The organism is Pantoea sp. AN62 (genome assembly GCF_050432985.1).
In the GTDB taxonomy this organism is placed as follows: domain Bacteria; phylum Pseudomonadota; class Gammaproteobacteria; order Enterobacterales; family Enterobacteriaceae; genus Pantoea; species Pantoea brenneri.
Map to the genome: position 1 here is coordinate 45962 of NZ_JBNPYB010000006.1, position 20829 is coordinate 66790.

The 20829-nt window shown below is 56.4% G+C and carries 21 protein-coding genes; 9 read left to right on the forward strand and 12 right to left on the reverse strand.

The window, feature by feature from the left end:
* Positions 1-603 carry a LysE family translocator gene (locus FHW04_RS08725; RefSeq protein ID WP_031376808.1) on the reverse strand — a complete coding sequence of 201 codons (603 nt, stop codon included), beginning with the start codon at positions 601-603 and terminating at the stop codon, positions 1-3.
* An 84-nt stretch (positions 604-687) separates the two neighbouring features.
* Between FHW04_RS08725 and FHW04_RS08730 the strand changes: the two genes are divergently transcribed.
* From FHW04_RS08730 to FHW04_RS08740, 3 genes are all read left to right on the forward strand, one after another.
* Positions 688-1680 (forward strand): hydrolase, encoded by a 993-nt coding sequence (locus tag FHW04_RS08730; protein WP_089562386.1) that lies wholly within the window; start codon positions 688-690, stop codon positions 1678-1680.
* A gap of 4 nt (positions 1681-1684) precedes the next feature.
* The gene (locus tag FHW04_RS08735; protein WP_031376806.1) at positions 1685-1903 is read left to right on the forward strand and encodes a YheU family protein; all 219 of its coding nucleotides are present in this window, start codon (positions 1685-1687) and stop codon (positions 1901-1903) included.
* Between the two features lie 61 nt (positions 1904-1964).
* Entirely contained in the window at positions 1965-2834 is an 870-nt protein-coding gene (locus FHW04_RS08740; protein WP_031376805.1) for a phosphoribulokinase, read from the forward strand.
* Positions 2835-3418: 584 nt separating this feature from the next.
* Here the strand turns inward: FHW04_RS08740 and FHW04_RS08745 are convergent.
* Positions 3419-3823, reverse strand: coding sequence for an OsmC family protein (locus tag FHW04_RS08745; protein WP_031376804.1), 405 nt, complete (start codon positions 3821-3823; stop codon positions 3419-3421).
* A gap of 302 nt (positions 3824-4125) precedes the next feature.
* Between FHW04_RS08745 and crp the strand changes: the two genes are divergently transcribed.
* Complete coding sequence (crp, locus tag FHW04_RS08750) at positions 4126-4758, forward strand: cAMP-activated global transcriptional regulator CRP (RefSeq protein ID WP_000242758.1); 633 nt, start codon at positions 4126-4128, stop codon at positions 4756-4758.
* A gap of 57 nt (positions 4759-4815) precedes the next feature.
* Entirely contained in the window at positions 4816-6891 is a 2076-nt protein-coding gene (locus tag FHW04_RS08755; protein ID WP_069729407.1) for a YccS/YhfK family putative transporter, read from the forward strand.
* A 1-nt stretch (position 6892) separates the two neighbouring features.
* Here FHW04_RS08755 and argD read toward each other — a convergent pair whose 3' ends face one another.
* The 5 genes from argD to ppiA all read right to left on the reverse strand — a co-directional run bounded on the left by argD (position 6893) and on the right by ppiA (position 10236).
* Complete coding sequence (argD, locus tag FHW04_RS08760; RefSeq protein ID WP_069729408.1) at positions 6893-8113, reverse strand: bifunctional acetylornithine/succinyldiaminopimelate transaminase; 1221 nt, start codon at positions 8111-8113, stop codon at positions 6893-6895.
* A gap of 81 nt (positions 8114-8194) precedes the next feature.
* Positions 8195-8770, reverse strand: coding sequence for an aminodeoxychorismate/anthranilate synthase component II (locus FHW04_RS08765; RefSeq protein ID WP_031376801.1), 576 nt, complete (start codon positions 8768-8770; stop codon positions 8195-8197).
* A gap of 41 nt (positions 8771-8811) precedes the next feature.
* The gene (locus tag FHW04_RS08770) at positions 8812-9405 is read right to left on the reverse strand and encodes a putative adenosine monophosphate-protein transferase Fic (protein WP_031376800.1); all 594 of its coding nucleotides are present in this window, start codon (positions 9403-9405) and stop codon (positions 8812-8814) included.
* On the reverse strand, positions 9395-9565 hold the full coding sequence (locus FHW04_RS08775) for a YhfG family protein (RefSeq protein ID WP_089562387.1): 171 nt from the start codon (positions 9563-9565) through the stop codon (positions 9395-9397). The genes FHW04_RS08770 and FHW04_RS08775 overlap by 11 nt, the downstream gene beginning before the upstream one ends.
* 98 nt (positions 9566-9663) lie before the next feature.
* Entirely contained in the window at positions 9664-10236 is a 573-nt protein-coding gene (ppiA, locus tag FHW04_RS08780; RefSeq protein ID WP_031376799.1) for a peptidylprolyl isomerase A, read from the reverse strand.
* Between the two features lie 260 nt (positions 10237-10496).
* Here ppiA and tsgA point away from each other — a divergent pair, with 260 nt between their 5' ends.
* On the forward strand, positions 10497-11675 hold the full coding sequence (tsgA, locus tag FHW04_RS08785; RefSeq protein ID WP_031376798.1) for an MFS transporter TsgA: 1179 nt from the start codon (positions 10497-10499) through the stop codon (positions 11673-11675).
* Between the two features lie 35 nt (positions 11676-11710).
* Here tsgA and FHW04_RS08790 read toward each other — a convergent pair whose 3' ends face one another.
* Complete coding sequence (locus FHW04_RS08790) at positions 11711-12988, reverse strand: cytosine deaminase (protein WP_089562388.1); 1278 nt, start codon at positions 12986-12988, stop codon at positions 11711-11713.
* Between the two features lie 220 nt (positions 12989-13208).
* On the opposite strand from FHW04_RS08790, the gene nirB reads away from it, so the two are divergent.
* From nirB to cysG, 3 genes are read left to right on the forward strand one after another with little or no spacing between them, the layout of a single operon-like run.
* Positions 13209-15746 carry a nitrite reductase large subunit NirB gene (gene nirB, locus FHW04_RS08795; protein WP_089562401.1) on the forward strand — a complete coding sequence of 846 codons (2538 nt, stop codon included), beginning with the start codon at positions 13209-13211 and terminating at the stop codon, positions 15744-15746.
* Positions 15746-16072 carry a nitrite reductase small subunit NirD gene (gene nirD, locus FHW04_RS08800; RefSeq protein ID WP_031376795.1) on the forward strand — a complete coding sequence of 109 codons (327 nt, stop codon included), beginning with the start codon at positions 15746-15748 and terminating at the stop codon, positions 16070-16072. The genes nirB and nirD overlap by 1 nt, the downstream gene beginning before the upstream one ends.
* A 48-nt stretch (positions 16073-16120) precedes the next feature.
* The gene (cysG, locus tag FHW04_RS08805; protein ID WP_089562389.1) at positions 16121-17485 is read left to right on the forward strand and encodes a siroheme synthase CysG; all 1365 of its coding nucleotides are present in this window, start codon (positions 16121-16123) and stop codon (positions 17483-17485) included.
* Between the two features lie 65 nt (positions 17486-17550).
* On the opposite strand, the gene trpS is transcribed toward cysG, so the two are convergent.
* The 4 genes from trpS to dam all read right to left on the reverse strand — a co-directional run bounded on the left by trpS (position 17551) and on the right by dam (position 20799).
* Positions 17551-18555 (reverse strand): tryptophan--tRNA ligase, encoded by a 1005-nt coding sequence (trpS, locus tag FHW04_RS08810; RefSeq protein ID WP_031376793.1) that lies wholly within the window; start codon positions 18553-18555, stop codon positions 17551-17553.
* A gap of 16 nt (positions 18556-18571) precedes the next feature.
* Positions 18572-19249, reverse strand: a complete 678-nt coding sequence (locus tag FHW04_RS08815; protein WP_031376792.1) for a phosphoglycolate phosphatase — start codon at positions 19247-19249, stop codon at positions 18572-18574.
* Positions 19233-19916 carry a ribulose-phosphate 3-epimerase gene (gene rpe, locus FHW04_RS08820; protein ID WP_031376791.1) on the reverse strand — a complete coding sequence of 228 codons (684 nt, stop codon included), beginning with the start codon at positions 19914-19916 and terminating at the stop codon, positions 19233-19235. Before rpe ends, FHW04_RS08815 begins: the two co-directional genes overlap by 17 nt.
* A gap of 67 nt (positions 19917-19983) precedes the next feature.
* Positions 19984-20799, reverse strand: a complete 816-nt coding sequence (dam, locus tag FHW04_RS08825) for an adenine-specific DNA-methyltransferase (RefSeq protein WP_031376790.1) — start codon at positions 20797-20799, stop codon at positions 19984-19986.
* Positions 20800-20829: the final 30 nt, after the last annotated feature.

The window sequence follows — 20829 nt, forward strand, 5'->3', positions numbered from 1 at the left end:
TCAGTGCCAGATCAACAGCACGCAGGCTGCCGTCAGCAATCCCATGGCGAGATTAAAGATTTTCCAGGCGCGGCGGCTGCGTAAAATGCGGCCAATCATTGCGCCGAATCCCATCCAGATCAGGCCGGACACCAGATTGACGATAAACATGCCGAGACTGATCGCCATCACCGATTGACGATAGGCATCGCCAGCCAGGCTAAAGCTGGCGACCGCGCCCAGCGCCATCAGCCAGGCTTTGGGATTGATCAGCTGCAGTAATCCGCCCTGCCAGAACGGCATGGGCGACTCCGGCACCTGATCGGTTTCCAGTTTTTCGTAGCTGGCGGTGGCAATTTTCCATGCCAGCCACAGCAGGTAGAGGCTACCGGCGATTTTCAGCACCAGATGCAGTGAGGGATAGAGCAGGATCAGTCCGCCGACGCCAAACGCCACCATCAGCAGCATGACCTGCATGCCGATCATGATGCCAATCATCAGAGGAATGGTCCGCAGGAAGCCAAAATTGGCGCCGCCCGCAGTAAGTAACATATTATTAGGGCCTGGCGTGATCGCGGCGACCCAAAGGAATCCTAACATCGACAAGAAAAGACTCAGTTCCATAGCAATCGGGTGCTCCTCACCCCCAGCAAGCAAAAAACCTATCGAAGCTAACAGCGCGATATGTAACAGACAAGCTTTTACCCGATGAAATTAATCGCACCCGACACGGATCAATTTACGCCGTTAGCCGGCATGCGCAATGCGCATCTGCAAACGGTACTGCCACGCCTGCTACGGCGGCAGATCAAGCTCGATCCTCACTGGCAGCGTCTCGATCTGCCCGATGGCGATTTTGTCGATCTCGCCTGGAGTGAAGATCCGCATCTGGCACAGCACAAACCCCGGGTGGTGCTGTTTCACGGACTGGAAGGCAGTTTCCACAGCCCCTATATCCACGGGCTGATGGGAATTTGCCGCGCACGCGGCTGGCTGGCGGTGGTGATGCACTTCCGCGGATGCAGCGGCGAACCTAACCGGCTGAACCGTATCTATCATTCCGGTGAAACCGAAGATGCACGCTATTTTCTGCACTGGCTGCAAACCCGCTGGGGTCGGGTACCGACCGTGGCGGTGGGTTTTTCGCTCGGCGGTAACATGCTGGGCTGCCTGCTGGGTCAGCAGGGATCCGATGCGCCGGTTGACGCGGGCGTCATCGTCTCCGCGCCGCTGCTGCTGGAGCCGTGCAGCGTCAAACTGGAGCGCGGCTTCTCGCGCTTTTACCAATACTATTTACTGGCGCAGCTGAAGAAGAACGCCCGGCGCAAACTGTACGCCTGGCCGGAAACGTTGCCGGTGAATCTGACGCAGCTTAAAGCGCTACGCCGGCTACGCGACTTCGATGACGCGATCACCGCCCGCGCCCACGGTTTCAGCGATGCGGCTGACTATTATCAGCGCGCCAGCGCCCTGCCCTGGCTGAAACAGGTCGATAAGCCGCTGCTGATCATTCATGCCAAAGATGACCCGTTCATGAGTGATGAGGTGATCCCGCACAGCAGCCAATTATCTGCCACTATTACTTATCAACTGACGCCGCACGGCGGTCACGTTGGCTTTGTCGGCGGGACGTTGCGCCAGCCCGAAATGTGGCTTGAACAGCGCATACCCCAGTGGATTGCCCCTTTTCTGGATACCTAACGTTGTGATTATTCCCTGGCAACAGGTCTCACCTGAGACGCTTGAAAACCTGATTGAAACTTTCGTACTGCGTGAAGGCACCGACTACGGCGAGCAGGAACGCAGCCTGAGCGAAAAAGTGGCTGACGTGCGCCGTCAGCTGGAAACCGGCGAAGTGGTGCTGGTGTGGTCGGAACTGCATGAATCGGTCAATATTATGCCGCGCAAAGAATTTCGCGGCTGATGCAGCCGGCGGCAATTCATGCTAACAATGCGCATGGCCCGACTTCACAGGGAGCTTTTTTATGTCAGCACGCCATCCGATAATCGCCGTCACCGGTTCCAGCGGCGCGGGGACCACCACTACCAGTCTCGCGTTCCGTAAAATCTTTCAGCAGCTCGATCTTCACGCTGCCGAACTGGAAGGCGACAGTTTCCACCGTTTCACCCGGCCTGAAATGGATATGGCAATCCGCAAGGCGCGCGATTTGGGCCGTCATGTCAGCTATTTCGGTCCGGAAGCCAATGACTTTGGCCTGCTGGAGCAGAGCTTCAGGCAGTATGGGCTCAACGGCCAGGGCCAGTCGCGTAAATACCTGCACACCTATGACGAAGCGGTACCGTGGAATCAGGTGCCGGGCACCTTTACGCCGTGGCAGCCGCTGCCGCAAAACACCGATATTTTGTTTTACGAAGGACTGCACGGTGGCGTGGTGACCGCCCAGCATAACGTAGCGGAGCATGTCGACCTGCTGGTGGGCGTGGTGCCAATTGTTAACCTCGAGTGGATTCAGAAGCTGGTGCGTGACACCAGCGAACGCGGCCATTCGCGTGAAGCGGTAATGGATTCGGTGGTGCGCTCAATGGAGGATTACATCAACTTCATTACGCCGCAGTTCTCGCGCACCCATCTTAACTTCCAGCGAGTGCCGACGGTCGATACCTCAAATCCGTTTGCCGCCCGCGCTATTCCGTCACTGGATGAGAGCTTCGTGGTGATCCATTTCCAGGCGCTGGACGATATCGACTTCCCTTATCTGCTGGCGATGCTGCAGGGATCGTTCATCTCGCATATCAATACGCTGGTGGTACCGGGCGGAAAAATGGGGCTGGCGATGGAGCTGATCATGGGTCCGCTGGTGAAGCGGCTGGTGGAAGGCAAGCGGATAGAATAAGAGGCCAGCAAAAACCGCTCTGAGAGCAGATGTCTTTAACAAAGAGAGTAAAACTGGCTTTCCTGCGGCTAAAGACTTACCCCTGGGCAGGCTTCAGGGAGCATACACCTTTCGCAAAGACGCAAAACCGCTATCCCTGGCAGGCTCAGCACGGGCCATCCCTGGCCCGCGATGCTTTGCTACAGGCATATGCTCCCTTCGCTTCACGTTCGACAACCGCATCCGGTTTCAGGAAGGTCGCTACAGACAAACCCTGGGCAGAAAGAATCTGGCAGCAATAGATAAGTTCAACACGCTGGGAACCGGGTCAGAAGAGGAAAGCGTCCCGCCGCCCGGATATAAACGCCGGGAGCGTTTTTGAACAACGCAAAGCGTTGGCCCGGCTACGGGCGCGCCTCAGGGATGAGGTGCGTAATCGCGCGGGCCGAGCGGCCAGGGATTGGCTTAAGCGACTTTCCGATCTGACCCGGTTCCCTGCGCAGGCACAGTATCAAAACGGATTCCCTGCCCAGGCACAGTCTTAAAGCAACCTGCATCAGATACTGGAAGTGAAGTTAGCAGGTCTGCAATGACCCTTGCGGCTACTACAGTTCGATCACTTCATAGCTGTGGGTGATGGTAACCCCTTTACCCAGCATGATGGCGACCGAGCAATATTTTTCAGCAGAAAGATCCACCGCGCGTGAGACCGCCTTATCCTGTAGCGCTTTGCCGCTCACGATAAAGTGCAGGTTGATGTGCGTAAAGATTCGCGGCGCCTCTTCACGACGTTCTGAGGTCAGTTTTACTTCACAATCAGCCACATCGTTGCGACCTTTTTGCAGAATTGAAACGACGTCGATGGCGCTGCATCCGCCCGCCGCCATCAGCACCATCTCCATTGGGCTGGGCGCTTTATCACCCGAATTGCCATCCATTAATACCTGATGTCCGGATGACGACTCACCGAGGAATGTCAGCCCTTCTACCCATTTCACTCTTGCCTGCATGATTTTCGCTCCAGAATATGCGGTTTTGCCGTCAGAGTACGCTTTCGCCTGGTAAACAGCAATCCAGAGAAATCCGCCGTTAGCTGAAGCGAGACAACAGAAGACAGTCGGCAAAAGCTGTGCTACAAACAGTGCTGAAAATATTTTTCGTCACCCGATGGCGAAGCCGGGAAGAATGATGCGCACTGCGCCGAATGCAGCCCGAATAATTTCCTGTAAGGGAAACGCTTGAAGCTTTCATCGCCTGACAGGGAAACTGCCCCCTGTATTTTGGGCACGATTACAACAGAGGATAATAGCGAATGGTTCTCGGCAAACCGCAAACAGACCCTACACTCGAATGGTTCCTGTCCCATTGCCATATTCACAAGTATCCATCCAAAAGTACGCTGATTCACCAAGGTGAAAAAGCTGAAACGCTTTACTACATCGTGAAAGGTTCCGTTGCGGTTCTGATCAAAGATGAAGAAGGCAAAGAGATGATTCTTTCTTACCTGAATCAGGGCGATTTCATTGGCGAGCTTGGCCTGTTCGAAGAAGGTCAGGAGCGCAGCGCCTGGGTACGTGCCAAAACCGCGTGCGAAGTGGCGGAGATTTCTTACAAGAAATTCCGTCAGCTGATCCAGGTTAACCCGGATATCCTGATGCGACTGTCGTCGCAGATGGCGCGTCGCCTGCAGGTTACGTCAGAAAAAGTGGGTAACCTCGCTTTCCTCGACGTGACCGGACGCATTGCTCAGACCCTGCTTAACCTGGCGAAGCAGCCAGACGCCATGACGCATCCCGACGGCATGCAAATTAAAATTACTCGTCAGGAAATTGGCCAAATCGTTGGTTGTTCACGTGAAACCGTGGGCCGTATTTTGAAGATGCTGGAAGATCAGAACCTGATCTCTGCACACGGCAAAACCATCGTCGTTTACGGCACCCGCTAATTCCTGTCACCCACGGCGTGATGGCAACATCGCGCCGTTATTGTTTGTGTTGGGCCGATGTGGCGTCGAATTATTTACCATCCTGAAGTCAACTACGCCTTGCGGCAAACCCTGGTGCTCTGTCTGCCAGTGGCGCTGGGCTGGCTGGCTGGCGACCTGCAAAAAGGTCTGCTGTTCTCGTTAGTTCCCGCCTGTTGCAATATCGCCGGTCTGGATACCCCGCATAAACGCTTCTTCAAACGCCTGATTGTCGGCGGCAGCCTGTTTGCGCTCGGCAGCTTTCTGATTCAGTGGCTGACGCAGCACGCCATTCCGCTGCCGCTGATTCTGTTCGCCTTGCCGTTGCTGCTGGGGGTCACCGGCGAAATCAGCCCGCTGCACGGCCGTCTGCTGCCCGGCACCCTGATCGCCGCCATCTTCACGCTGAGCCTGATTGGCCGTATGCCGATCTATGTGCCGCCGCTGCTCTATATCGGCGGCACGCTATGGTATGGGCTGTTTAACTGGTTCTGGTTCTGGCTGTGGAAAGAGCAGCCGATGCGTGAAAGCCTGAGCCTGATCTACCGTGAGCTGGCCAACTATTGCGACGCCAAATATACCCTGCTGACTCAGCTGACCGATCCGGAAAAGGCTCTGCCGCCGCTGCTGGCGCGTCAGCAAAAAGTGGTCGATATGATCACCACCTGTTACCAGCAGATGCACATGCTTTCCGCCAGCCGGGATCATAGCCATAAGCGGCTGACCCGCGCCTTTCAGGTGGCGCTGGACCTGCAGGAGCACATCTCGGTCAGCCTGCATCAGCCGGAAGAGGTGCAGAAACTGGTGGAGCAGAGCCATGCCGAAGCGGTGATCCGCTGGAACGCCCAGACTATTTCGGCCCGCTTACGGGTGCTGGCGGATAACATTCTCTATCACCAGTTGCCGGATCGTTTTGGCATGGAGAAGCAGCTCAGCGCGCTGGAAAAAATCGCCCGCCAGCATCCTGACAATCCGGTGGGAAATTTCTGTCTCTACCACTTCAATCGGATTGCGCGGGTGCTGCGCACCCAAAAACCGCTCTATCAACGTGACCTGATGGCCGATCGTCAGCGCCGTCTGCCGCTTCTGCCGGCGCTGCGCAGCTATCTGTCCTGGCGTTCGTCGGCACTGCGCACTGCCGGGCGCTTTGCGGTGATGCTGATGCTGGGCAGCGCACTGGCGCTGTTTTTCAACATCCCTAAACCGTACTGGATTCTGATGACCATTATGTTCGTCAGCCAGAACGGCTACAGCGCCACCCGCGTTCGCATCCAGCACCGGGCGCTGGGCACCTTTGCCGGCCTGGTGATTGCGGCTGCTACCTTACGCCTGGCGGTGCCGGAGTCGCTGGTGCTGCTGATCATGCTGGTGATCACCTTTATCAGCTACCGGTTTACCCGCCAGTTTTACGGCTGGTCGATGATCGGCTTTACGGTGACGGCGGTTTACTCGCTGCAGTTGCTGTCGCTGAATGGGGCGCAGTTCCTGCTGCCGCGCCTGATGGATACGCTGATGGGGTGCCTGATCGCCTTTGGCGGAATGTTGTGGCTGTGGCCGCAGTGGCAGAGTGGCTTATTGCGGCAAAACGCCCATGACGCGCTGGAAACCTATCAGGATGCGCTACGGCTGCTGCTGGGGGCGGAACAGTCACCGGAGAAACTGGCGTATCAGCGGGTACGGGTCAATCAGGCTCACAATGCGCTGTTTAACTCCCTGAACCAGGCGATGCAGGAACCGGCTTTTAACGCTCAGTACCTCAAGGATATGCGTCTGTGGGTCACCCACAGCCAGTTTATTGTTGAGCACATCAATGCAATGACGATTCTGGCGCGTGAACACACCATGCTGACCGCCACGTTAGCTGAGCGTTATCTGCAGTCCTGCGAAATTGCGCTGCAACGTTGTCAGCAGCGACTGGAATATGATGGTGCCAGTTCGCAGGTTAACCTGCTGGATGAGCTGGAAAACATTAATGAAGGGCCGGTCACGGTGGTGGAACAGCATGTACGCCGCATTCTGGATCATCTGAGCGTGATGCACACCATTTCATCTCTGGCGTGGAGCCAGCGACCGCAACATGGCCGCTGGCTGAGCAGACGGTTACGCAAAAACTAAATCAGCCGGTAATCACCTTGCCGACGGCGGTGGCGAAGCGGCGCATACCCTCTTCGATGTCGGCGGGTTCGATGATCAGCGAAGGTGCAAAACGCATCACGTCCGTGCCGGCCACCAGCACCATTACCCCTTCAGCGGCTGCCGCATTGAGGATATCGCGCGCCTTGCCGGCATGCTGAGGCTTCAGCGCCGCGCCAATCAGCAGGCCTTTGCCGCGAATATCACTGAACAGATCGTACTTCGCATCAATCGCCTGCAGCGCGCTGACAAACTGCTGACGCCGGACGCCAACGCCTTCCAGCACTGCCGGGGTATTGATGATATCCAGCGCGGTCTCGGCAATGGCGCAGGCCAGCGGATTGCCGCCGTAGGTGGTGCCGTGCACGCCAGGGGCCATGGTGGAGGCGATCTCATGGGTAGTCAGCATGGCGCTGACCGGGAAACCGCCACCCAGCGCTTTGGCCGAGGTCAGAATATCGGGCTGCACGCCATAGTGCTCATAAGCAAACAGCTTGCCGCTGCGTCCCATACCGCTCTGCACTTCATCCAGCACCAGCAGTGCCTGGTATTGATCGCACAGTTCACGCAGCCCGTGCATAAACTCTTCGGTTGCGGGCACCACGCCGCCCTCACCCTGAATCGGTTCGACCACGATAGCGCAGGTGTGATCGTCGATAACCGCCTTAACCGCAGCCAGATCGTTGAACGGCACGTGGACGATATCGGCAGGTTTAGGGCCAAAGCCATCGGAATATTTTGGCTGTCCGCCGACCGTCACGGTAAACAGCGTCCGGCCGTGGAAAGCATTGTGGAAGGCGATGATCTTACTTTTGAACGGGCTGTGACGTTTGCAGGCGTAATAGCGTGCCAGCTTGAACGCCGCCTCATTCGCTTCTGCACCGGAGTTGGCGAAAAACACCCGCTCGGCAAAGGTGGCATTGATTAACTTGCTGGCGAGACGCAGCGCCGGTTCGTTGGTGAAGACGTTACTGGTATGCCACAGCGTTTCGCCCTGGCTTTTCAGCGTTTCCACCAGCGCAGGATGGCAATGGCCGAGCGCAGTCACGGCGATGCCGCCCGAAAAGTCGATATATTCTTTGCCCTGCTGATCCCAGACGCGGCTGCCCTTGCCTTTGACCGGCACGAACTGCGCTGGTGCATAAACAGGCAAAATAACGTTATCGAACGTTTCCCGTGTGACCGCAATTTTTTCGGCTGCCATTAGTGACCCCATTTGAATGATTGTTGTACCGCTGTGAAATAATAATCACAAAATATGCATAAAAAATCACTCAAAGGCAAACTATTGCGACAGGAAATTGCGCAGCAGCTGGTGTCCCTGCTCGCTGAGAATGCTTTCAGGATGGAATTGCACCCCTTCCAGTGCCAGGGTTTTATGGCGGATGCCCATGATCTCGTCGGGCTGTCCGTCACGCAGGCTCCAGGCGGTGACCTCAAAGACGTCAGGCAGCGTATCGCGTTTTACGATCAATGAATGGTAACGGGTAACGGTGAGGGGATTATTCAACTGGCGGAACACGCCGCTGTTGCTGTGCTGAATCAGCGAGGTTTTACCGTGCATCACCTGACGGGCGCGCACGACCTCGCCGCCCCAGGCCTGCGCAATCGCCTGATGTCCGAGGCAAACGCCCAGCACCGGCAGGCGTCCGGCAAAATGGCGAATCGCCGCCAGTGAAATGCCGGATTCGTTGGGGGTACAGGGTCCCGGGGAAATCACCAGATGGGTCAGCGGCAGCGCATCCATCTGCTGCAGGGTGATGGCATCGTTGCGCACCACCCGAACCTGCGCGCCCAGCTCGCAGAAATATTGATAGAGATTCCAGCTAAAGGAGTCGTAGTTGTCGATCAGCAGCAGCATGACTAATCCAGAGTGGTTACCAGCGCCGCTATTCTACGCGGTTACGCCGGCTCGCTCACCACTTTCGCAAAAACCTGCTCCAGCAGCTGCAGGTCGCCTGCAACGCCTGCCTGATTCGCCACTCGCCAGCTTTCGGCATCGATCGCCTCCCACGCCAGCAGATAACCGGCATGCAGCGCCAGCTGCTCGAAAAAGATGCGTTGCGCGCGGCCATTTCCTTCACGGAAAGGATGCAGCACGTTGATTTCGCAGTAGTAGTGGGCAATACGCTGTACAAAGGCGTCACGCGGCAGGTCGGCGAGGCCATTTTCCTCTTCCAGCGCCGCCATCAGGGCATTCCCCTCTTTTTCGATATATTCGAAATGGCAGAACGGCGTCTCATCGCGCCAGATATCGATGGTACGCAACTCACCGGCCCAGCTGTAAACATCCTGGAACAGCGTACGGTGGATCAGCTGCAGCCACGGCAAGCCGGCATTACGCGGCCCTAACTCCAGCGTCGCCAGGCGGGCAGCACTGAAGCTCAGCTCTGCTTTACGCAGCTGTGCCGCGTCATGAATATCGAGCAGATTCTTCAGCACGTTGTCGTTGTGCCACAGGTAGGGATCCTGGCTGACCGCGATATTAGAGACCATATTGCCTCCTCAGCGAAGCCAGACGTGCCGCCGCCTCGTCGCCTTTTACCGCGGGTTCATTGTGGCTGAAGCCTTCCAGCCGACAGCTAGCCTGATAGCTGGCGCTGCGCCGCTGTTGCCACAATGTGGCCTTTTGTTTCTCGGTAAGTTTGTTCGCCATGCCGCCTCCTGCTCAGGTTTTGCCCTAAGTATAAGAGCATTTTCTGGCTTTGCCGGATGCGGGAAAGCGCCGCCATCGACAGATGGCGGCATGAAGCATTAAGGCAGAACTTTAGCGGAGAGGATAACTACCGGTTTAGACGGGACATTCTGGTAAGGACCGACATCTTTGGTCGGTACCTGAGAAATTTTTTCAGCCACATCCTGACCTTTCACAATCTTACCGAATACCGCATAGCCAAAATCACGCTGGCCATGGTCGAGGAAGGCGTTATCGGCCACGTTGAGGAAGAACTGGCTGGTGGCGCTGTCTTTATCGGCGGTACGGGCCATTGAGATGGTGCCGCGCAGGTTACGCAGGCCGTTATCCGCCTCATTTTTGATCGGCGCATTGGTCTGCTTCTGCTGCATGTCGGTGGTAAAGCCGCCGCCCTGCACCATAAAGCCTGGGATCACGCGATGAAAAATGGTGTTGTTGTAGAAGCCACTGTTGACGTAATCAACAAAGTTTTTCACCGAGACCGGCGCTTTTTGGTCATTCAGTTCGAGTTCGATATTGCCGGCGGAGGTGGTGAGCAGAACATGGGTATCGCCTTTTGCGGCCAGGGCCGAGGCAGAAACAGATGAGAGCGCTAACAGGGTAATTGCCGCTGTTAAAGTACGTTTAAACATGAAAGATTCCTTACCTTGGAGAGCTAGCTCAAAAACGTGATTGATTGTAAAGAGCATGTAATACAAGAGCCAGCGTTTTACCTATATTTACGCTGCGGCTTAAAAAGCGCGAGCAATCGATAAAACCCGGCAAATGCGTGATTAAAATCACACAACACATGAAATGTAGATCTCCAGTTTCACTGGTTGTTTATTAAGATCACAGTTCCGTTTACACTTTCTGACACTTTTTGCCACCGGTTTCCTAACAGGTTCAGAACATGACAAACCGTAATCGTATCGGCCTTACCTGGATAAGCTTCTTTTCGTATGCGCTTACCGGCGCATTGGTAATCGTTACCGGCATGGTAATGGGCGATATCGCGAAAGATTTCCAGATCCCCATCTCCAGCATGAGTAACACCTTCACCTTCCTGAACAGCGGGATCCTGGCCGCCGTTTTCCTCAATGCCTGGCTGATGGTGATCGTGCCACTCAAGCGCCAGCTGATTTTCGGTTTCGTCCTGATGGTGCTGGCGATCATTGGCTTAATGACCAGCCGCGATCTCAGCATCTTCTCGCTCTGCATGTTCGTGCTGGGTGTGGTCAGCGGCATTACCATGTCGATCGGGACGTTCCTGATTACCCACATGTATGAAGGTCGCCAGCGCGGATCACGTCTGCTGTTTACCGACTCCTTCTTCAGCATGGCGGGCACGCTGTTCCCGGTGCTGGCAGGTATCCTGCTGGCACGTCAACTGCCATGGTACTGGGTTTATGTCTGCATCGGCTTCATCTATGTGGCGATTTTCATCATGACGCTGTTTGTCGAGTTCCCGGTACTGCGCAAGCCGGAAAACAGCCCGACAGTTGAAAAGGAAAAATGGGGCGTTGGCGTGCTGCTGCTCGCGGTTGCCGCCCTGTGCTACATCCTCGGTCAGCTCGGTTTTATCTCGTGGGTACCGGAATACGCCACCAAAGTGATGGGCATGAATATCGATAATGCCGGACAGCTGGTTGGCAGCTTCTGGACCGCCTATATGGTCGGAATGTGGGCGTTCAGCTTCCTGCTGCGCTTCTTCGATCTGCAACGTATCCTGATGGTGCTGGCTGGCCTGGCGACGCTGCTGATGTACTGGTTCGTCAGCAGCCAGGATGCCGGCATGCTGAAGTGGATCATCATGGTTCTGGGCTTTAGCTCCAGCGCGATTTACACCACCATCATCACGCTCGGCTCGCTGCAAACCAAAGTAGCTTCACCAAAACTGGTGAACTTCATTCTGACCTGCGGCACCGTCGGCACCATGCTGACCTTTGTGGTTACCGCGCCTATCGTCGAGAAGAGCGGCGTGCACACCGCGCTGGTCACCGCTAACGGTCTGTATGCGGTGGTGTTTGTCATGTGTGTCCTGCTGGGACTGGTGACCAAACATCGTTCGCACGGTCACGTCACCCATTAATCTCGCCGGGCGGCGATCCTTCGCCGCCCTGCTTGTCAGCGCCGGAAGTCGACGCGCTCCTGCTCCCGCCAGTAAATCTCACTCTCAGCCGGTCTGGTTGCCGCAATCACTTCACCGCGACGCAGTGAATAGCGCACCGGAACCTGTCTTCTTACCGCATCAAAGCCGCTCTCGGCAGGCAGAATGATCAGGCTGGCCTCGTGGCCGCTCTGAATACCGTAGCCGGAAAGCTGCAGAGTTCTGGCACTGTTATGGGTAATCAGATCTAAGCCGGCATCAATCTGTTCGTAACCCATCAACTGGCAGACGTGCAATCCCATATGCAGCACCTGCAGCATGTTCGCGGTGCCCAGCGGATACCAGGGATCAAACACATCATCGTGCCCGAAGCAGACGTTAATCTCCGCCTCCAGCATCTCTTTCACCCGCGTAATGCCGCGCCGCTTAGGATAGTGGTCGAAACGGCCCTGCAGATGAATGTTAACCAGCGGATTAGCGACAAAATTAATGCCTGACAGTTTTAACAGACGGAACAGCCGCGAGGTGTAGGCACCGTTATAAGAGTGCATAGCGGTAGTGTGGCTGGCGGTGACCCGCGCGCCGTTACCGTCACGATGCGCCAGCGCCGCCACGGTTTCGACAAAGCGCGACTGCTCATCGTCAATTTCATCGCAGTGCACATCAATCAGCTTGTCGTAGCGGTTGGCCAGCGCAAAAGTTTTGTGCAGTGACTCAACGCCATATTCGCGGGTGAATTCGTAATGCGGAATCGCCCCGACGACATCTGCGCCGAGCCGCAATGCTTCTTCCAGCAACGCTTCACCATTGGGATAAGAGAGAATGCCCTCCTGCGGAAAAGCGACAATCTGCAGGGTTATCCACGGTGCCACCTCTTCTTTCAGCTCCAGCATCGCTTTTAACGCGGTCAGGCTGGGGTCGGAGACGTCGACATGGGTACGGACAAACTGAATGCCGTTGGCGATCTGCCATTTCAGCGTCTGTAATGCCCGCTGCTTCACGTCCTGATGACTGAGCAGCGCCTTGCGCTCAGCCCAGCGCTCAATGCCTTCAAATAGCGTACCGGACTGATTCCAGGTCGGTTCACCGGCAGTCTGGGTGGTATCAAGATGAATATGCGGTTCAATGAACGGCGCACTGGCGAGGCCGCCCTCACCGTCCAGCGATGCCTCCACCGGCGTCGCCTGCTGCGGCTGGGGAGTGATACGGGCAATGTGACCGTCGGCAATTTCAATCTGCCATAAGCCCTCTCGCCAGGGTAAACGCACGTTATTAATCCACTTAAGTGAAGCCATTAGCCGCTCCTTTTCCGGTTAACCGTCTGCGGTTAAAACTAGCACGATTCACCGCGTCGCGGACAACGCCCTTAACCCCTTTACAGGCTTGCCGGATAAAGTTAATTCAAATCAACCACCTACCTCTAAATAGGTATATGAAGGAGCGGTTGATGTATATCAATGAGCGCCAGAAATGGCGCGCTATTGTAGCCGCAGATATCGTAAATTTGAGGCAAAAATGAGCAAGCACAATGTCGTCATTATCGGTAACGGCATGGTCGGGCACCGTTTTATAGAAGAATTACTTGAGAAGGCTGAACCTGACCAGTTTTCGCTAACCGTCTTTTGTGAAGAGCCGCGTGTCGCCTACGATCGTGTCCACCTTTCCGCTTACTTCTCTCACCACACAGCCGAAGAGCTATCTCTGGTTCGCGACGGGTATTATGAGCGGCATCAGGTCAACCTGCTGCTGGGTGAACGCGCCATTACCATCAACCGCGACGAGAAGCTGATTCACTCCAATACCGGCCGCGCGGTGCATTACGACACGCTGGTGTTCGCCACCGGATCTTATCCGTGGATCCCGCCGATTAACGGCGCAGAAGGCAGCGACTGCTTTGTCTACCGCACCATCGAAGATCTTAACGCTATCGAAGCCTGCTCGCGCCGCAGCAAACGCGGTGCGGTAATCGGCGGTGGACTGCTGGGACTGGAAGCGGCGGGCGCGCTGAAAAATCTCGGCGTCGAAACCCATGTGATTGAATTCGCGCCGGTGCTGATGGCTGAACAGCTCGATCGGCAAGGCGGCGAGCAGTTACGCCGTAAAATCGAGCAGATGGGCGTGCGGGTACATACCGGTAAAAATACCCAACAGATCCACCATCATGAAAACGGCGGTAAAACGCTGCAATTTGCCGATGGCAGCGAGCTGGAGGTCGATTTCATCGTCTTCTCGACCGGTATCCGGCCGCAGGACAAGCTGGCAAAACAGTGTGGATTAGCACTGGGGCCGCGCGGTGGCATCGCCATTAATGATCAGTGCCTGACCAGCGATAGCGACATCTACGCCATCGGTGAATGCGCCGCCTGGCAGAACCGGGTCTACGGACTGGTAGCACCAGGCTACAAAATGGCGCAGGTCGCCAGCGATACCCTGCTGGGCCGCCCCAACGCCTTCACCGGTGCCGACATGAGCGCCAAACTGAAATTGCTGGGTGTCGATGTGGGCGGCATTGGTGATGCGCGTGGCACCACGCCAGGCGCACGCAGCGTGGTGTGGCTGGATGAGAGTAAATCGATCTACAAACGTTTAATTCTCAGCGAAGATCAGCAAACCCTGCTCGGCGCAGTGCTGGTGGGCGATACCAGCGACTACGGCAACCTGCTGCAGCTGGTGCTGAATGCGATACCGCTGCCCGCCAATCCGGAAGCGCTGATTTTACCGGCCGGCAGCGGCGAAAAACCGGCCATCGGGGTCGACTCGCTGCCCGACAGCGCGCAAATTTGTTCCTGCTTTGACGTCAGCAAAGGCGACATCATTAACGCGGTACAGGCTGGCTGCCACACGGTAGCGGCGCTGAAAAGCGCCACCCGCGCCGGCACCGGCTGCGGCGGCTGTATTCCATTGATTACTCAGGTACTGAACAGCGAACTGAGCCGTCAGGGAATTGAGGTCAATAACCATCTTTGCGAACACTTCGCTTATTCGCGTCAGGAGCTGTATCACCTGATTCAGGTCGAAGAGATCAAGACGTTTGACGATTTGCTGGCGAAATATGGTCAGGGCTACGGCTGTGAAGTGTGTAAACCGACGGTCGGTTCCCTGCTCGCTTCGTGCTGGAATGAGTATGTGCTCAAGCCACAACATGCCCCGCTACAGGACAGCAACGATCTCTATCTCGGCAATATCCAGAAAGACGGTACCTATTCGGTGATCCCGCGTTCGCCGGGCGGTGAAATCTCGCCGCAGGGATTGAAAGCGGTGGGCGATATTGCCGAACGCTACCAGCTCTACACCAAAATTACCGGCTCACAGCGCATCGGCATGTTCGGTGCCCGCAAAGAGGATTTGCCCGCCATCTGGTCTGAGCTGATTGCTGCGGGCTTTGAGAGCGGCCAGGCCTACGCCAAAGCGCTGCGCATGGCAAAAACCTGTATTGGCAGCACCTGGTGCCGCTATGGCGTGGGCGACAGCCTCGGCTTTGGCGTGATGCTGGAGAATCGCTACAAAGGCATTCGCACCCCGCATAAAATGAAGTTTGGCGTCTCCGGCTGTACCCGTGAGTGTTCGGAAGCCCAGGCTAAAGATGTCGGCATCATCGCCACCGAAAAAGGCTGGAATCTCTACGTCTGCGGCAACGGCGGCATGAAACCGCGCCATGGTGATCTGCTGGCAGCGGATCTCGATCAGCAGACGCTGATGACCTATCTCGACCGCTTCATGATGTTCTATATCCGCACCGCCGATCGCCTGCAGCGTACCTCAACGTGGCTGGAGAGTCTGGAAGGCGGTATCGACTATCTGCGTAAAGTGATCGTTGACGATAAGCTGGGCCTCAACAGCCATCTCGAGCAGGAAATGAAGCGGCTGCGTGCCAGCGTCCACTGCGAGTGGAAAGCTACGCTCGAAGAGAACAGCAACCTGACGCACTTCGCTCACTTTATTAACTCATCGCAGCGCGATCCGGCGATACAGGTGGTGGCCGAACGCGATCAGCATCGTCCGGCGCGCCCTGAAGAACGCATCGCCGTCACCCTGATTGAGGAGACTGAATAATGAGCCAGTGGAATGCAGTGTGTCAGCTGACACAAATCCTGCCCGCCACCGGTGTTTGCGCACTGGTGAAAGGTCAGCAGATTGCTATCTTTCGTCCACGGAACGATGAGCAACTGTATGCCATCAGCAATATCGACCCGTTTGCCGAGGCCAGCGTGTTATCGCGCGGCATTATCGCCGAGCATCAGTCAACGTTATGGGTCGCCAGCCCGCTGAAAAAACAGCACTTTCGTCTTTGCGATGGCTATTGCATGGAAGATGAAACGCGCTCAGTGGCAGCGTATCCGGTGCGGGTGAATGCGGGCCAGGTCGAAGTCTGTCTCTGATTCCCGTCTACTGCCCGCCGCTGGCGGGCTTTTTTTTGAGGACCGCTTATGGACTATTTCCCGCTGTTTTGTCGGCTGCAGGGCAAACGTTGCCTGCTGGTTGGCGCGGGCGAAGTGGCTGAGCGCAAAGCCCGCCTGCTGCTGGAGGCCGGGGCCGATCTGTGGGTTGGCGCACGCGACTTCTCGCCCGCCTTCCGGCAATGGGCGCAGCAGCAAGCCGTGACCCTGTTGCCCGGCGAGTTTGATCCGCACTGGCTGACCGATTGCTGGCTGGTAGTAGCCGCTACCAACGATGATGCGGTCAATCAGCAGGTGGCAGCGGTGGCCGAACGTCAGCGAATTTTCTGCAACCTGGTCGATGCGCCGCAACAGGCCAGCGCCATCATGCCCTCCATCATTGACCGTTCGCCGCTGATGGTGGCGGTCTCATCGGGTGGCCGTGCGCCGGTGCTGGCCCGCTTACTGCGGGAGAAACTGGAAGCAATGTTGCCGCAACATCTGGGCCAACTGGCGCAGCGGGCAGGCAGCTTACGGGCGCGGGTAAAGCAGCAGTTTGCATCGATTGCCGTACGCCGACACTTCTGGGAGCGTTTTTTTAGCAGTGAGCGGCTGGCGCAAACCCTGGCAAACGGCGATGGCGAACGTGCTCAGCAGTTAACTGAGGCGCTGTTTGCGGCGGATTTGCCGACGCAGGGTGAAGTGACGCTGGTGGGTGCCGGTCCCGGTGATGCCGGTTTGCTGACGCTGAAAGGGCTGCAACAGATCCAGCAGGCAGATATCGTGGTGTATGACCGGCTGGTCTCTGAACAGGTGCTTAACCTGGTGCGACGCGATGCCGAGCGTATCTTTGTCGGCAAGCGCGCCGGTCACCACTGCGTCCCGCAGGAGGCGATCAACCAGCTGTTGCTGGAGCAGGCGCAGCGCGGTAAACGGGTGGTGCGGCTGAAAGGCGGCGATCCGTTTATCTTTGGCCGCGGTGGCGAAGAGCTGGAGATGCTGGCGCAGCACCAGATCCCGTTCAGCGTGGTGCCCGGCATCACGGCGGCCTCAGGCTGTGCGGCGTACAGCGGCATTCCCCTGACCCACCGCGATCATGCACAAAGCGTCAGGCTGGTCACCGGGCATCTGCAGAAAGAGGGAACGCTCTGCTGGCAGACGCTGGCGGCGGAGCAGCAAACGCTGGTGTTTTATATGGGGCTGACGCAGGCCGCAGAGATTCAGCATCAGCTGCTGCAGCACGGTATGCGCAGCGATATGCCGGTCGCGCTGGTAGAAAACGGTACCAGCCCCCGTCAGCGCGTGGTCACCGGCACCCTGACCGAACTGGCAGCGCTGGCGCAACAGGTCAGCAGCCCGAGCCTGATGATCATCGGCAGCGTGGTCAGCCTGCGCGATAAGCTGCGCTGGTTTTAACGGTTGAGCAACGCATAAGAAAACGGCGGGCTATAAGTCCGCCGTCTGTGCTGTTGGCAATGCCGTTACGGCATGGCGACAAAGCCGACTGCTTCGTAGACTTTCTTCAGGGTTTCCTGCGCCTGGGCACGGGCTTTCGCCGCACCGTCACGCATCACCTGCTCCAGCAACGCGTCGTCGTTACGGAAACGATGGTAGCGTTCCTGCAGCTCGGACAGCATGCCTGAGACCGAATCCGCTACCGCCCCTTTCAGGTGGCCATACATCTTGCCTTCGAACTCCTGCTCCAGCTCAACGATGCTTTTTCCGGTCACACCCGACAAAATATCCAGCAGGTTAGAGACGCCCGCTTTCTCTTTCACGTCGTAGCGCACCACTGGCGGCTCTTCGGAGTCGGTTACCGCGCGCTTGATTTTCTTCACGACCGATTTCGGATCTTCCAGCAGGCCGATCACGTTATTACGGTTTTCATCCGACTTGGACATTTTCTTCGTCGGTTCCAGCAGCGACATGACGCGCGCGCCTGACTTCGGAATAAACGGCTCTGGCACTTTGAAAACGTCGCCATACAGCGCATTGAAGCGATGGGCGATATCGCGGCTCAGCTCCAGATGCTGTTTCTGATCTTCACCAACCGGGACCTGATGGGTCTGATAGAGCAGAATATCAGCCGCCATCAGCACCGGATAATCGAACAGGCCGGCATTGATGTTCTCTTCGTAACGCGCCGACTTATCCTTGAACTGCGTCATACGGCTGAGTTCACCGAAATAGGCGTAGCAGTTAAGGATCCAGCTCAGTTGGGTGTGCTCTGGCACATGCGACTGAACAAAGATGGTGCTCTTTTGCGGATCGATACCGCAGGCGAGATAGAGTGCCAGCGTATCCAGCGTGGCTTTACGCAACGCGACGGGATCCTGTCGAACGGTAATGGCGTGCAGATCGACGATGCAGTAAATGCAGTGGAAATCATCCTGCATCTGCACCCACTGACGCAGCGCACCCATATAGTTGCCAATGGTCAGTTCGCCGGACGGCTGTGCGCCGCTGAAAACAATGGGTTTGCTCATGCTTAAGTCCTGATAATTACAGCCCGAGAGCGGGCAAAAGTTGGTCAAAAGAGTCGAGTGTGACGTTGGGCTGGCTACTGGCAATCGATTCGCCATAGTTGTAGCCATAGGTCATGCCAACATTGGGCACGCCAGCCGCCTGGGCAGCCTGAATATCGTTACGCGAATCGCCGACAAACAGCAGCTGATCGGGCAGGACACCAAAGGTCCCCAGCACCAGAAAGATCGCGGCAGGATGCGGTTTCTTCACCGGCACATCGTCACCGCCGATAATCAACGAAAAAGCCTCTGCAATGCCAAGCGATTGAAGCAGTGGCGCGACAAAGGGCGTCGGCTTATTGGTGACAATCGCCAGCGGTAAACCGGTGGCCTGCAGCGCAGCCAGCGTCTGCTTCACCTGCGGGAACAGCGTGCTGCCCGCATCAACCGTGTCAGCATAGTGTTTGTCGAACAGCGCACGCGCATCGTGCTGCTCGTCCGGCTGCGGCTCACGGCCCAGCGCAAAAGTCAGGGCGCGCGACATCATGATGTCCGCTCCGTTACCAATCCAGGTTGAGACGCGCTCAAGGCCGGCGACCGGCAGGCTGAGATCTTTCAGCGTCCGATCGATCGCCTCAGCGAGACCCGGCGCGCTATCGACTAGCGTGCCGTCGAGGTCAAACGCCAGCGCCCGGATATCAGTGAAATGAGCCATTGGCTTTCTCCAGTTCGTTACGCATCTCGTCGATCACTTTTTTGTAATCCGGGTGACCGAAGATGGCAGAACCGGCGACAAACATGTCGGCGCCAGCAGCCGCGATCTGACCGATGTTATCAATCTTCACGCCACCATCCACTTCGAGACGAATATTGTAACCGCTCTGATCGATACGCTTGCGCGCTTCACGCAGCTTATCCAGCGTACCAGGGATAAACGACTGGCCGCCAAAGCCCGGATTAACCGACATCAGCAGAATAATATCCAGCTTATCCATGACGTAATCGAGGTAGCTCAGCGGGGTTGCCGGATTGAATACCAGCCCAGCTTTGCAGCCATGTTCTTTAATCAGCTGCAGGGTGCGATCAACGTGCTCGCTGGCTTCGGGATGAAAGGTGATGTAGGTCGCGCCTGCACGGGCGAACTCGGGGATCAACGCATCCACCGGTTTGACCATCAGATGGACATCGATCGGCGCGGTGATGCCATAGTCGCGCAACGCTTTCAGTACCATCGGTCCCATGGTCAGGTTGGGAACATAGTGGTTATCCATCACGTCGAAGTGAACTACGTCGCCTCCGGCCTCCAGCGCTTTCGCGGTATCTTCGCCCAGGCGAGCAAAGTCCGCCGAAAGGATTGAAGGGGCCAGCAAATATTGTTTCATCCGATTCTCCCACTGTTGTGCGCCAGCCCTGAGGCTGGCGTAATGCGTTGGTCGCGGACGAAACAGACTAGCTATAGAGCGCCAGCAGTTCGTCGACCTTAGTGCGACCGGCTATGCTTCGGCTAATGGAACGCCGGGCTTTGACCACATGTAACACTGCATCCTGATACCACAAACGCGTCAGTGCAGTGTCGTGGTTAGAAATCAGTACCGGAATCCGGTGTTCTGACGAGGCCAGCTGTGCCGCTAACGTCGCCAGATGCTGCTGCTCGCGCAGGCTAAAACTGTTGGTGTGATAAGCCGTGAAGTTCGCCGTCGCCGACAGCGGCGCATAGGGCGGATCACAATATACCACGGAGCCTTTACCGGCATTGTTCAGGGTAACATCGTACGATTCACAGACAAACGTCGCTTTTTGCGCGCGCTCGGCAAACCATAACAGTTCTGCTTCCGGAAAGTAGGGTTTGCGATAGCGGCCAAACGGCACGTTGAATTCGCCACGCAGGTTATAGCGGCATAAACCGTTGTAACAGTGACGATTCAGATAGAGGAAAAGCAGCGCGCGCTGGTAGGCGTCGGTGCTGAGATTAAATTCGGTACGACGCAGGTAATAGCAGGCTTCGTTGTTACCTTCCGGGGTAAACAGCAGCTGCGCGTCACGAATAAAATCCGCCGTGCGCGTTTTGACAATGTTGTAGAGATTGATCAGATCGCTGTTGATATCGGCAAGATGGTAGCGATCAAAATCGGTATTGAGAAACACCGATCCCGCACCAACAAACGGCTCGATCAAACAGTCGCCTTGCGGCAGGTAGCGATGGATCTCTTCTACTAAGGGAAATTTTCCCCCTGCCCATTTCAGGAAAGCGCGATTTTTTTTCATGCTGTCGTGGTTATTACATCTTATTGTGAG

What these genes read in the sequence shown, in the direction of transcription:
- FHW04_RS08755 (WP_069729407.1), top strand. Translation starts at nt 4,816, where the DNA reads ATGTGGCGTCGAATTATTTACCATCCTGAAGTCAACTACGCCTTGCGG.
- FHW04_RS08765 (WP_031376801.1), bottom strand. Translation starts at nt 8,770, where the DNA reads ATGCTGCTGCTGATCGACAACTACGACTCCTTTAGCTGGAATCTCTAT.
- rpe (WP_031376791.1), bottom strand. Translation starts at nt 19,916, where the DNA reads ATGAAACAATATTTGCTGGCCCCTTCAATCCTTTCGGCGGACTTTGCT.
- nirB (WP_089562401.1), top strand. Translation starts at nt 13,209, where the DNA reads ATGAGCAAGCACAATGTCGTCATTATCGGTAACGGCATGGTCGGGCAC.
- FHW04_RS08730 (WP_089562386.1), top strand. Translation starts at nt 688, where the DNA reads ATGAAATTAATCGCACCCGACACGGATCAATTTACGCCGTTAGCCGGC.
- trpS (WP_031376793.1), bottom strand. Translation starts at nt 18,555, where the DNA reads ATGAGCAAACCCATTGTTTTCAGCGGCGCACAGCCGTCCGGCGAACTG.
- FHW04_RS08790 (WP_089562388.1), bottom strand. Translation starts at nt 12,988, where the DNA reads ATGGCTTCACTTAAGTGGATTAATAACGTGCGTTTACCCTGGCGAGAG.
- argD (WP_069729408.1), bottom strand. Translation starts at nt 8,113, where the DNA reads ATGGCAGCCGAAAAAATTGCGGTCACACGGGAAACGTTCGATAACGTT.
- FHW04_RS08775 (WP_089562387.1), bottom strand. Translation starts at nt 9,565, where the DNA reads ATGGCGAACAAACTTACCGAGAAACAAAAGGCCACATTGTGGCAACAG.
- dam (WP_031376790.1), bottom strand. Translation starts at nt 20,799, where the DNA reads ATGAAAAAAAATCGCGCTTTCCTGAAATGGGCAGGGGGAAAATTTCCC.
- crp (WP_000242758.1), top strand. Translation starts at nt 4,126, where the DNA reads ATGGTTCTCGGCAAACCGCAAACAGACCCTACACTCGAATGGTTCCTG.
- nirD (WP_031376795.1), top strand. Translation starts at nt 15,746, where the DNA reads ATGAGCCAGTGGAATGCAGTGTGTCAGCTGACACAAATCCTGCCCGCC.
- cysG (WP_089562389.1), top strand. Translation starts at nt 16,121, where the DNA reads ATGGACTATTTCCCGCTGTTTTGTCGGCTGCAGGGCAAACGTTGCCTG.
- ppiA (WP_031376799.1), bottom strand. Translation starts at nt 10,236, where the DNA reads ATGTTTAAACGTACTTTAACAGCGGCAATTACCCTGTTAGCGCTCTCA.
- tsgA (WP_031376798.1), top strand. Translation starts at nt 10,497, where the DNA reads ATGACAAACCGTAATCGTATCGGCCTTACCTGGATAAGCTTCTTTTCG.
- FHW04_RS08725 (WP_031376808.1), bottom strand. Translation starts at nt 603, where the DNA reads ATGGAACTGAGTCTTTTCTTGTCGATGTTAGGATTCCTTTGGGTCGCC.
- FHW04_RS08815 (WP_031376792.1), bottom strand. Translation starts at nt 19,249, where the DNA reads ATGGCTCATTTCACTGATATCCGGGCGCTGGCGTTTGACCTCGACGGC.
- FHW04_RS08770 (WP_031376800.1), bottom strand. Translation starts at nt 9,405, where the DNA reads ATGGTCTCTAATATCGCGGTCAGCCAGGATCCCTACCTGTGGCACAAC.
- FHW04_RS08745 (WP_031376804.1), bottom strand. Translation starts at nt 3,823, where the DNA reads ATGCAGGCAAGAGTGAAATGGGTAGAAGGGCTGACATTCCTCGGTGAG.
- FHW04_RS08740 (WP_031376805.1), top strand. Translation starts at nt 1,965, where the DNA reads ATGTCAGCACGCCATCCGATAATCGCCGTCACCGGTTCCAGCGGCGCG.